This is a genomic window from Micromonospora sp. 15K316, from assembly GCF_004348525.1.
GTDB lineage: Bacteria > Actinomycetota > Actinomycetes > Mycobacteriales > Micromonosporaceae > Micromonospora.
Genome location: NZ_SMKG01000225.1, coordinates 1 through 9,559, shown reverse-complemented (window position 1 = coordinate 9,559; position 9,559 = coordinate 1). Strand labels below are relative to the sequence as shown.

Below are 9,559 nucleotides of genomic sequence, written 5' to 3'. Positions count from 1 at the left end.
CCCCCGCCCTCACCTTCGACCCCGGCGCCGCGTACGACGAGGTCAAGCAACTGCGAACCGCCCTGCTCAACCACGACTGGTCTACGCTGCGACAACTCCTCGACGCGGCCGAACCCGGCGTCCGTAGTCACCTCGTCCGATTCGCGGCCGACTGGGGCGGTGTCGAGCTGTCCCTGCGCGACCGGTTGGCCCGCGCGCCGGAGGAGCGGCACGTACCGGTGCTGCTCGCGGCGCGACTGATCGGAGCCGGGTGGCGGATCCGCGGCGCAGCCCTGGCGAGTTACGTGAACGACGACCGGTTCGCCGGCTTCCACGACCACCTGCGCCGGGCGGAACAACTACTGATCGACGTCACGGCCCGGCACCCGGACGACGTGGCCGCGTGGACCCAACGGATCCTCGTCGCTCGGGGACTCCAGCTCGGCCAGGCCGAGGCCCGGCGTCGATACGACCGGCTGGCCCGGCACCTGCCGCACCACCTGCCGGCACAGTCCGCGCTGCTGCAACAGCTCTGCCCCAAGTGGGGTGGCGGGTGGGAGCCGGCGCACGCCTTCGCCCGGGAATGCGCCGAGGCGGCCCCTCCTGGCGCCGGAAACGCGGTCCTGGTGGTCGAGGCGCACCTGGAGGAGTCGATGGAGGCGATCGACGTCGTCCGCCGCCGGCAACACCTGCGCGGACCGCGGGTCACCGAGGAGATCCAGGCGGCGGCGGCGCGATCCGTGTCGCACCCGGACTTCCGGCACACCTTCGGCTGGGTCGCGGTGCGGAGCACGTTCGCGATGGCGTTCCACCTGATGGGCGAGTACCGGGCGGCCCGCGACCAGTTCGAGGCCCTCGGCCCGTACACCGACCAGGCCATGTTCGGCTACCACGGCGAATGGCGAACCGCCTTCACCCGAGCCCGTGACGAGGCGTACGCCCGTGGCGCCCGGCGATGATCCGGCGGTTGGAGGTCGACGGAGTTCCGACCCTGCTCGCGGCCACCTCCGGGCCACCACGTGCCGGGCTGACCTTCCGGGTCGGCAGCGCCGACGAGACGCTGGCCCGCCGCGGCATCACCCACCTGCTGGAGCACCTGGCGCTCGTCCGCCTCGGCCTCGGCGACCACCACGTGAACGGCGAGACGAGCGCGCTCTTCACCACGTTCCACACCCAGGCGGGCGAGGACGACATCGCGCGCTTCCTCACCGCCGTCTGCGAGAACCTGCACGACCCACCGGTCGCCCGGATCGAGGTGGAGAAGCAGATCCTGCGCACCGAGTGGAACAGCCGGGGCGTCTCCGTCGACGCCGCCGTCCCGCTCTGGCGGCACGGCGCCCGCGACCACGGGCTGAGCGGCTACCCGGAGCTCGGGCTGCCGGCGATCACCGAGGCGGACCTCCGCCGGTGGGCGGCCCACTGGTTCACGCGGGAGAACGCCGTGCTCTGGATCGCCGGAGACCGGCTGCCGGACGGGCTGCGGCTGCCGTTGCCGCACGGGGCGCGACGCCCGGTGCCGAAGATCTCGTCGGCGTTGCCGCAGACGCCGGCGTACTTCGCCAGCGGGGGGAACGCCGTCGTCCTCGACGCGGTGGTGCGGCACCGGACCGCCGCCGCCGTCTTCGCCGGAGTCCTCGAGCGTGAGCTGTACCGGTCGTTGCGGCAGGAGGACGGCCTCTCGTACACCACGACGACCGGTTACCAATGGCGGGGCGACGGCCACGCGGTGGTGCGGGCCGTCGCCGACGCGCTGCCGGAGAAGCAGGACGCGGTGCTGGGCGGCGTGGTGGACGCGCTGGCGACGATGCGCGTCGGACGGATCATGGAGAACGACCTGGCGGCCGTGGTGGTCCAGCGAACGACGATCCTCGACGCGGCCGAGGTGCACGCCGCGCGGCTGCCCGCCGTCGCCGCGAGCCTGCTGACTGGGGAGCCGAGCCACGGCGTCGAGGAGATCCGCGCCGAGTTGGCGACCGTCAGCGTCGCCGACCTGCACGAGGTCGCCCAGGAGGTCGCCGCCTCCGCGCTGCTGATGGTCCCCGCCGGCCTCGACGCCCAGTGGGCCGGCTTCGCTGCGGCGCCCGTCCAATCGGACGAGTCGGTGTCCGGCTCGGTCCACCGGACGCACGACGGCGAGGGCGAGCTGGTGATCGGGGAGGAGGGGGTCACCCTGCTCGGGCCCGACAGCACGCAGACCGTCCGGTTCGCCGCGACCGCGGCCCTGCTCGTCTGGCCCGACGGCGCCCGCCACCTGATCGGCGAGGACGCGATCTCGGTGCGGATCGAGCCGACCCTGTTCGAGCCGCAGCCCGACGTCGTGGACCACCTCGACGCACGGGTACCGGTGGAGCGACGGATCGAGATGCCGGCGCGGTCACCTGAGGAGATCCCGCAGCCACCGCCCCGGCCGAACCTGTTGGTCCGGAGCGTGACCGGGCTGCGCGAGGGTCTGTCCGCGCTGACGGCGTGGCTGTCGGTCGTCATGTTCGACGCGGAGCGGGGCGGCAAGGCGTGATCGGCCGCCCCGTGCTGGCTGCTATTCTCTCGTTGCCCACCGTGCTCTGCGACGGGAGGCGGCCGACCTGTGCCTGCTGGTCTGCGATCGATCGAGCGGGATAAGATCCGGCGCGGTGCCGGGGCGGTAGCTCAGCCGGTTAGAGCAGGGGACTCATAATCCCTCGGTCGCGGGTTCGAGTCCCGCCCGCCCCACCAGGTAAAACGGTAGATCCACCCTCTTCCCGTGGTGCTGCTCGTGGTGCGAACGCGCTACGGTCGCCCCATGCCGACCGCATCCGGGCGCGCGAAGCGTCAACGAGGTGAGATCGAAGAGCTGCCCAGCGGCTCACTCAGGGTGAAGGTCTACGCGGGCATTGACCCGATCACCAAGAAGCGGCACTACCTGACAGAGACCATCCCGGCCGGCCCCACGGCGCGGAAGGAAGCTGAGAAGGCGCGAACGCGCTTCCTCGCTCAGGTGGACGATCGGCGCAATCCTCGTACCCGTGCCACCGTCGACCAGCTGCTCGACCGGTGGCTCGAAGTGCTCGACGTGGAGGCGTCGACCCGGCAGGGGTACGTCAAGAAGCTGAACAAGCACGTACGGCCGTTGCTTGGCAAGCTACCGGTGGGACGACTCGACGCCGAGACGCTGGAATCGTTCTACGCCGTGCTGCGGAAGTGCCGGGACCACTGTGGAGGCGCCCGGAGGGCTATCGAACACCGGAAGGCAGGGCCGCACGACTGCACCGACAAGTGCCGGCCGCATGCGTGCAGGCCGCTGGCGCCCGCGTCGATCCGGCAGATTCACTGGATCCTGTCCGGCGCGCTGAACCGGGCTGTCCGGTGGCGCTGGATCGCCGTCAACCCGGCAGACCAAGCGGAGAAGCCGGGGATGCCTCAGCCCAACCCACACCCACCAACGGCGCCCGAGGCGGCCCGACTCGTGACACAGGCGTGGAAGGACCCCGACTGGGGCGCGTTCGTGTGGGTGGCCATGACGACGGGGGCGCGACGGAGTGAGCTGTGCGCGCTTCGGTGGTCCGCGGTCGACCTGAACACGGCCGTGTTGACGCTGCGGAGCGCGCTGTACGTCGACGACGCGGGGAAGCTGCGGGAGAAGGACACCAAGACGCACCAGCAGCGGCGCGTAGCCCTGGACGCGGAGACGGTAGAGGTGCTGCGCGACCAGCTGGCGCGTTGCGAGGAACGAGCGTCGACCATGGGCTTGTCTCTGCCCGGTGACAGCTACGTCTTCTCGCCTGACCCGGATGGCAGTCTTCCGCTCGTGCCGGACACGGCAACTCAGCGATTCAGCAGGATGGCCGCGCGACTCGGCATCATCACGAACCTGCATGCACTTCGGCACTACTCGGCGACAGAGCTGATCGCGGCTGGTGTTGATGTTCGGACGGTTGCCGGACGGCTCGGGCATGGAGGAGGCGGGGCTACGACCCTCCGTGTCTATGCCGCTTGGCTCTCCGAATCTGACCAGAGGGCAGCAGCAACGCTCGCCGCCCGAATGCCGGCCCGCCCTGCCGAACCCCGTTGACCTCAACCACTTTCGGCAGGATCATCCCGCCAACCCGGACGCGAATAGGTTCCATACTGTCCGAAACTTGTCAGGGTGGAGGGGGCCGTCAGCTTCGGGCGGAAGGGGGTAGCGTGAGTGAAACTCATCCCCTCGACACTGGTCGGTGATTGTTGATGGCTCAACGCACGGTGCGCTTCTACCAGATCTTGAATTCGGCAAAAGAGCGCTTCCCGAACAAGCTTCCCTTTGATGATCTGTTGGACGCTGTCGCTGAGCTTCCTGACGAAGAAGCGTATGTTTCTGTGGCGAGGATGGAGCTTTTGGGGTCGTCGTATAACCCCTCTCCTTCCGGGGCTACTCGCGCTGTTCCGTTGATCACGCTGGATAGAATCACTCGTGACGTCTCTCTCCGTATCGAACGTCGGCGGAACTATCGCCCACTAGTCCTGGGTGACGATGAGACGTTGGCAGAGCCAGCTTTTTACTCAGTCTTCGAGGATAATGTTCTCGCTGTCATGCGGAACTCTGGATCAGCTCCGGGGACGGCATCGTTCCGCGATTACATCAATAAACTAGAGTTGATTGACGGCGGAATTGAAGTGGTGCCGTTGGCGGACCGCAACACCCTTCGCGCTTTGGCTGACATCGGAACGCTGACCAAGTTCACGCTTGCCGTGGGGCCGGACGTAAATGCTGAGGTTTTCGGTACCGACAGTTCCGTAACCGGATTCATTAGGCATGCTCGACAAAGGCTTGGTTATGTTGCCATCGAGGTGTCGGTTGCGATTGCGCCGAAGGGGCAGAATGATGCTGCTGAGATTGCGTACCATGATATTGAGTCGCTTGCAACGTCCGATGCGATCGGCTTCGTGGATAAGGCTGAAATTCGTTACAGGAGAATGTATGACGGCAAGTCGAGAACCTATGACCTACTTCAGGAGGCGGTAGCACAATCTGTTGACGTCGAGCTGGATCAAGGGAAATCGCAGCCCGAGATGATGTCTGCGGCGCGGGCGATAGCTGCGGCCTACGATGACCTCTATGACGATATTAGGTCGGCAATCAACTCTACGTCGACCGTCAACTCGGTCTCGTTGTCGTAGGGGCAGAGTAAGGTCTAGCCCATGCTAAGCCGAGTGTGGGACCGGTTGGTTCTATGGTGGTGGCTTGACCACCTCGTGGTCGTGGCGATCGCCGGATTTCTCGCGCTCAAGGTTGCACCTGGCTCAGGGCTTGATGCGCTCGGTCGGCTCAATCTAGCCGACAGGCGAAGCGTATATACAGATCTGCTTCAGTTGACCGCGCTCTTTGCTGGTTTTGGTGGAGTTATCTTCACGATATTCATTGGCCTTCGAAGCGCTAAAGAATTAATGGCCAAATCCAGGTTCGGGACCGATCTGCTGCGGGTGTGGTTGGCGGCTCTCATAACGCCATGGGTAAGTGCCTTCGCTATGGTCTTAGCAAAGGTGCTTGATCGTGGGGGGGTGGGGTCGACAAACGAAGCTCGTTGGCTTGTCGTTGGCGCCACCGTTCTCGTGGCCTTTCAGCTGCTGCGGATTGTGTGGGTCTTCTATCAAATCGCGCACATCGAGATGGCCCCTCCGATGGGGCCAGCAATACCACAAGCGCAGGCGCCGGCGGTGGTCAAGCGGCGTCACGCTCGGCGGGAGGCGTCGGATGTCGAGTCTCAATTGCCCATGTAACAGGCGGACGCTGTGAGGGGCGGCAGATGACGTACCATTTGGATATGGATTCCGTTGCAGAGGCGCGATCTATCGCCGAAAGGCTATTGAGTCACAAGTTGCCGCAGCGATGGACGCATGTGCAAGCAGTTGCCGAAAAGGCGGAGCGTGCGTCCGCTGTCCTTGATGTCAAGGATCGCTCTACCCTGGTTGCCGCAGCTTGGCTGCACGACGTTGGTTACGCCCCTGATCTCGTTTCAACCGGATTGCATGCGCTCGACGGCGCGCAGTGGCTACGCCGAGAAAAGTTCGACGACCGCGTTGTCGCGCTGGTGGCATACCACTCCTGCGCCACTTTTGAGGCGCAAGAGCGAAACTTGGCCGAGGAGTTGGGTGCCAATTTCTCGGAGGAGGAGTCTTCCGTCCGGGATTTGCTCTGGTATGTGGACATGACGACCGGGCCGGACGGGCAGGACATGAATGTTCGAGACCGTTTAGACGAAGTGCGGAAGCGCTATGGTCCGGGACACGTTGTGACTCGGTTTTGGGCGCGCGCCGAGCCAACACTTCTCGCGGCCGTCAAGCGGGCTGAAGCGCTTCTAGCACGGAAGGCTTAGCCGATATAGGGAGCGGGCAGGTTCGAATATCCGTGGTCGATTCGAAGCCTCATCGAGGGGTGGATCGACAGGGCATTTAACTCGTCCCTGCCCACCCATCGCACCTCTGACGATTCGCTGCTAGGCGTTAGGTCTCCGCCCAGATGGCGAGCACGGAAGCAGATCGAGAACTGCTGCCGGACTTCGCCATCGCTGTACGCCATGACGTGCTTCGGGTCGGTGTAGATCCCGACGATGCCTGTCACCTCAACATCGACTCCGGACTCTTCCTTGGTTTCGCGTACGGCAGTCTCCGCGATGTACTCGCCGAAATCCTGAGCGCCGCCGGGGATCGCCCAGAGCCCGTTGTCGGTCCGTCGGATGAGTAGCACGCGGTTCTGCGCGTCGAGGACGAACACGGTCACCGCTGGGACGATGCTGTTCGGCTTGGGTGCCTGCGGGTCGTTGTAGTACTCGGTTCTGGCCACGCTCTCAGCCTGCCACCGCCGGCTGCCACACTGGCATTGAGGACTCCCACACCCGATCGAAGCTGTCCGCGTACGTGTCGAACAGATCGCCACCGGCAAGCCGTCGTAGATGCATGACGGGCGTATGCGCGGCCGGGAAGCCGAAGACGTGCGAGTTGACGAGCATCTCGTCATCGAACCGGAAGATGGAGTTGTAGAGCGTCGTCCGGTGGAAGTGCACGTTCACGCCCTGGACGTCGCGTAGCCGCTGGTAGAAGGCGAGCACGTTCCGCACCTTGCCGGCCATCGCGTCGCCGATGCCTTCGTCCGCCCCTCGCTGCGCGACCTCGGGGCTGTCCGGGTCGCCGAGCAGGATTTCAACTCGCGTGCCGGCCGCTGCCTTCGCCTTGAGCGTGGCCACCAGCTGCGGTTGCTGCTCAGGCAGGAACAGTCCGGCGTAGACCAGGATGCCGATTCGCTCCTGTGCGTCCGAAATGAGCCGTCGCCAGAGGTCGTCCGGGACGGCCGCCCGTCGCGGGTAGACCTGCACCACCTCGGACTGGGCTACGCGGTTCGCGCGCTCCTGCGGCACGGCGCCAGGCCACAGGTACGACTCACTTTCCTTGACTAGCGCGGCGATCGCGTGCCGGTAGCGCGGATACGGCGCCCGCCCTTGTGTGATCCAGCGCTCCACGGTCTTTGGGTCTACCCCCAACTGCTCGGCTACGGCCGATGGCGTGAAGCCGTTGCGGAGCATCGCGTCGCGTAGCCGGTCGTTTGGCACTGTCGCCTCCAAGGAACGTCTAGGGACGACTTGAAGATAGCAAGGACGTCCCTAGCCGTCCAGTGTGGTGGTGAAGGCGTCACCCCTTGTGATCGGAATCTATGTGCACCCCGGTCAATGAGGCGGAAGGACACCAATGAAGACCGATCGACCTGCTGGCCACCCCCAGCGGTTTTACACCGTCGCCGAAGCAGCTCAGTTGCTGCGTACCTGCGACATGACGCTGTACCGATCGATCCGCGTGGGCGAGTTCCCCGCTATCCGCATTCGCGGTCGCTACGTCGTGCCTGCGAAGGCCATCGACGCGATGGAAGCCGGCGCCCTGGCAAACGGCCTGGTCGACGCCGCCGACTACACCACCCGGAGCGTGGCGTGATGACGACCTTCGACAATGAGCCGGTCGCCGGCGAGCTGGGTGCGATCGAGTCGGAGTGGCCGCTGATCGCGGCCGAGCTGGACTTGCTCGACGCCGAGATCACGATGCTGTACGCCGAGGACCGGGGCGGTCCGACCGTGCTGGACTGGCGGCGGTTGCGCCGTGCCGAGGCCGGCGTCACCCGCGCCGCCGCCGAGCTGGCCGCCCGCATCACCGACCCGCGCCGCGTGGCCTGATGTCCCGCATCCGCGCCGCCTACTACGACCCCGAGGGCGCGCGGTACGGCATCCCCACCTACTGGTGGAAGGGCGCCCCGCCCGGCTACGCCACCCGCCGCCAACTGACCGCCGCCGGCCTACGCCCCGGCGGCCAGCCGATCGCCGCACAAGTCCTCTGGCGCGGTGTCGGCGGTACCCGCGCCGCCTACCTGTACCGGCTGGACCTGGCCCGACCGAAGCGCACCGCCACCCCCGCACAACTCCGCGCGATCCGGGCCGCGTTGACGGCCCGCCGTACCTGCCGTATCTGCGGCGTGGTGCGGCCCTACTACATCCCACGCTCGCTCGGCGAGTGCCTTGACTGCGCGTCCCCGATGGAGGTTGCCGCATGACCCCCCGCACTTACACCCACCCGTCCGTGCTGGCCGGCATCGCCGCCGGAGCGTCCTGGGCCGACCCGGAGATGGACCCGACCTGCATCGACTGGGCCGCCCGGCGGGCCGCCGCCGCGATCCCGTTCCCATTGGTCGACGGACGGCCGGTCAACCCGTACGCACCGACCGGCATCCGCTACGGCCGCAACGAACTCGGCCACTGGGGCGAGGCCCAAGCCGCCGACGCGATCGTCACCGCCACGACCACCTACGGATGGCGGTGGCTGCTGCTGATCGAGCGCGGCGACGGTCACGGGTGGGCACTGCCCGCCGGCCACGTCGACCCCGGCGAGGACCCCGCCGACGCCGCGTATCGCGAACTGGCCGAGGAAACCGGCCTGATCGTGCAGCGCACCCGCACCGACGACGCCATGCCGGCCCGATACGTGCCCGACCCCCGCGCATCGGATGAGGCGTGGATGGTCACCACCCCCGTCCACATCGACCTCGGCCACGACTGGCGCGGCCTGCCCGACGTGACCGGCCGCGACGACGCCCGCCGCGCCGCATGGGTGCCCGCCGTCGAGTACTACGTCCTCACCCACCACCTCGCCGCCGTCTACGGCGGCCAGGTGTTCGCCGCCCACCGTGACCTGCTCGCCGACATCCTCGACCACTGACCCGGAGGACACCCGCCATGACCGCCCCCGCCATCAACGGCACCCGCTACCCCCAACCGATCGGGGACCTGTTGCCCGCCGCCCGGAAGCTCACCAACGAACTCGGCGAGGTCCCGTCGCGCAACCGGCTCATGACCGAATTCCGGATCGGCGCACCGAAGGCCACTGACCTGCGGACGCGGCTGATCGAAGAGAAGGCCCGCGAGATCGCCACCCGGGAGTACCACCTGACCCGGGGCGGCACCGCCGGGGCCACCGACGCCGAGGTCACCGACGCGGCCCGGAAGGTCGCCGACGACCCGGACGCATCCGAGTTCATGCGTGAGGTCGCCCGGGGCACGGTCGACCGCCTCGCCCCGGCCGCCGCCCCGCC

The 9,559-nt window shown here is 67.1% G+C and carries 12 protein-coding genes, 1 tRNA gene and 1 pseudogene; 12 read left to right on the top strand and 2 right to left on the bottom strand.

What is annotated here, in order from left to right:
* The 7 genes from E1211_RS32755 to E1211_RS27195 all read left to right on the top strand — a co-directional run.
* A partial coding sequence (locus E1211_RS32755; protein WP_165947354.1) for a hypothetical protein occupies positions 1 to 938 on the top strand: 938 nt, incomplete at its 5' end.
* Positions 935 to 2,494, top strand: coding sequence for a pitrilysin family protein (locus E1211_RS27220; protein ID WP_132352272.1), 1,560 nt, complete (start codon positions 935 to 937; stop codon positions 2,492 to 2,494). The genes E1211_RS32755 and E1211_RS27220, both read left to right, overlap by 4 nt.
* Positions 2,495 to 2,614: 120 nt before the next feature.
* Positions 2,615 to 2,691, top strand: a tRNA-Ile gene (locus tag E1211_RS27215).
* A 67-nt stretch (positions 2,692 to 2,758) separates the two neighbouring features.
* A complete protein-coding gene (locus E1211_RS27210) occupies positions 2,759 to 4,027 on the top strand; it encodes a tyrosine-type recombinase/integrase (protein ID WP_132352274.1) in 1,269 nt (422 codons plus the stop codon).
* A gap of 155 nt (positions 4,028 to 4,182) precedes the next feature.
* Positions 4,183 to 5,112 (top strand): hypothetical protein, encoded by a 930-nt coding sequence (locus tag E1211_RS27205; protein ID WP_132352270.1) that lies wholly within the window; start codon positions 4,183 to 4,185, stop codon positions 5,110 to 5,112.
* Positions 5,113 to 5,145: 33 nt separating this feature from the next.
* Positions 5,146 to 5,712, top strand: coding sequence for a hypothetical protein (locus E1211_RS27200; RefSeq protein WP_132352268.1), 567 nt, complete (start codon positions 5,146 to 5,148; stop codon positions 5,710 to 5,712).
* A gap of 44 nt (positions 5,713 to 5,756) precedes the next feature.
* Positions 5,757 to 6,308 (top strand): HD domain-containing protein, encoded by a 552-nt coding sequence (locus E1211_RS27195; protein ID WP_132352266.1) that lies wholly within the window; start codon positions 5,757 to 5,759, stop codon positions 6,306 to 6,308.
* Here E1211_RS27195 and E1211_RS27190 read toward each other — a convergent pair.
* Positions 6,305 to 6,775, bottom strand: a complete 471-nt coding sequence (locus E1211_RS27190) for an NUDIX hydrolase (protein ID WP_132352264.1) — start codon at positions 6,773 to 6,775, stop codon at positions 6,305 to 6,307. The two genes, E1211_RS27195 and E1211_RS27190, sit on opposite strands and share 4 nt — an antisense overlap.
* 4 nt (positions 6,776 to 6,779) lie before the next feature.
* On the bottom strand, positions 6,780 to 7,538 hold the full coding sequence (locus E1211_RS27185) for an XRE family transcriptional regulator (protein ID WP_132352262.1): 759 nt from the start codon (positions 7,536 to 7,538) through the stop codon (positions 6,780 to 6,782).
* 136 nt (positions 7,539 to 7,674) lie between these two features.
* Here E1211_RS27185 and E1211_RS27180 point away from each other — a divergent pair, with 136 nt between their 5' ends.
* The 5 genes and pseudogenes from E1211_RS27180 to E1211_RS33060 all read left to right on the top strand — a co-directional run.
* Complete coding sequence (locus E1211_RS27180; protein WP_020218358.1) at positions 7,675 to 7,914, top strand: helix-turn-helix domain-containing protein; 240 nt, start codon at positions 7,675 to 7,677, stop codon at positions 7,912 to 7,914.
* Positions 7,914 to 8,150, top strand: a complete 237-nt coding sequence (locus tag E1211_RS27175; RefSeq protein WP_132352260.1) for a DUF6284 family protein — start codon at positions 7,914 to 7,916, stop codon at positions 8,148 to 8,150. Before E1211_RS27180 ends, E1211_RS27175 begins: the two co-directional genes overlap by 1 nt.
* The gene (locus E1211_RS27170) at positions 8,150 to 8,524 is read left to right on the top strand and encodes an RRQRL motif-containing zinc-binding protein (RefSeq protein ID WP_132352258.1); all 375 of its coding nucleotides are present in this window, start codon (positions 8,150 to 8,152) and stop codon (positions 8,522 to 8,524) included. Before E1211_RS27175 ends, E1211_RS27170 begins: the two co-directional genes overlap by 1 nt.
* Positions 8,521 to 9,186: an NUDIX domain-containing protein gene (locus tag E1211_RS27165; protein WP_132352256.1), complete on the top strand. Its 666-nt coding sequence runs from the start codon at positions 8,521 to 8,523 to the stop codon at positions 9,184 to 9,186. Before E1211_RS27170 ends, E1211_RS27165 begins: the two co-directional genes overlap by 4 nt.
* Positions 9,187 to 9,203: 17 nt before the next feature.
* A pseudogene (locus E1211_RS33060) lies at positions 9,204 to 9,559 on the top strand (ABC transporter permease); the annotation flags it as partial.

What these genes read in the sequence shown, in the direction of transcription:
- E1211_RS27205 (WP_132352270.1), top strand. Translation starts at nt 4,183, where the DNA reads ATGGCTCAACGCACGGTGCGCTTCTACCAGATCTTGAATTCGGCAAAA.
- E1211_RS27175 (WP_132352260.1), top strand. Translation starts at nt 7,914, where the DNA reads ATGACGACCTTCGACAATGAGCCGGTCGCCGGCGAGCTGGGTGCGATC.
- E1211_RS27180 (WP_020218358.1), top strand. Translation starts at nt 7,675, where the DNA reads ATGAAGACCGATCGACCTGCTGGCCACCCCCAGCGGTTTTACACCGTC.
- E1211_RS27195 (WP_132352266.1), top strand. Translation starts at nt 5,757, where the DNA reads ATGGATTCCGTTGCAGAGGCGCGATCTATCGCCGAAAGGCTATTGAGT.
- E1211_RS27220 (WP_132352272.1), top strand. Translation starts at nt 935, where the DNA reads ATGATCCGGCGGTTGGAGGTCGACGGAGTTCCGACCCTGCTCGCGGCC.
- E1211_RS27165 (WP_132352256.1), top strand. Translation starts at nt 8,521, where the DNA reads ATGACCCCCCGCACTTACACCCACCCGTCCGTGCTGGCCGGCATCGCC.
- E1211_RS27170 (WP_132352258.1), top strand. Translation starts at nt 8,150, where the DNA reads ATGTCCCGCATCCGCGCCGCCTACTACGACCCCGAGGGCGCGCGGTAC.
- E1211_RS27210 (WP_132352274.1), top strand. Translation starts at nt 2,759, where the DNA reads ATGCCGACCGCATCCGGGCGCGCGAAGCGTCAACGAGGTGAGATCGAA.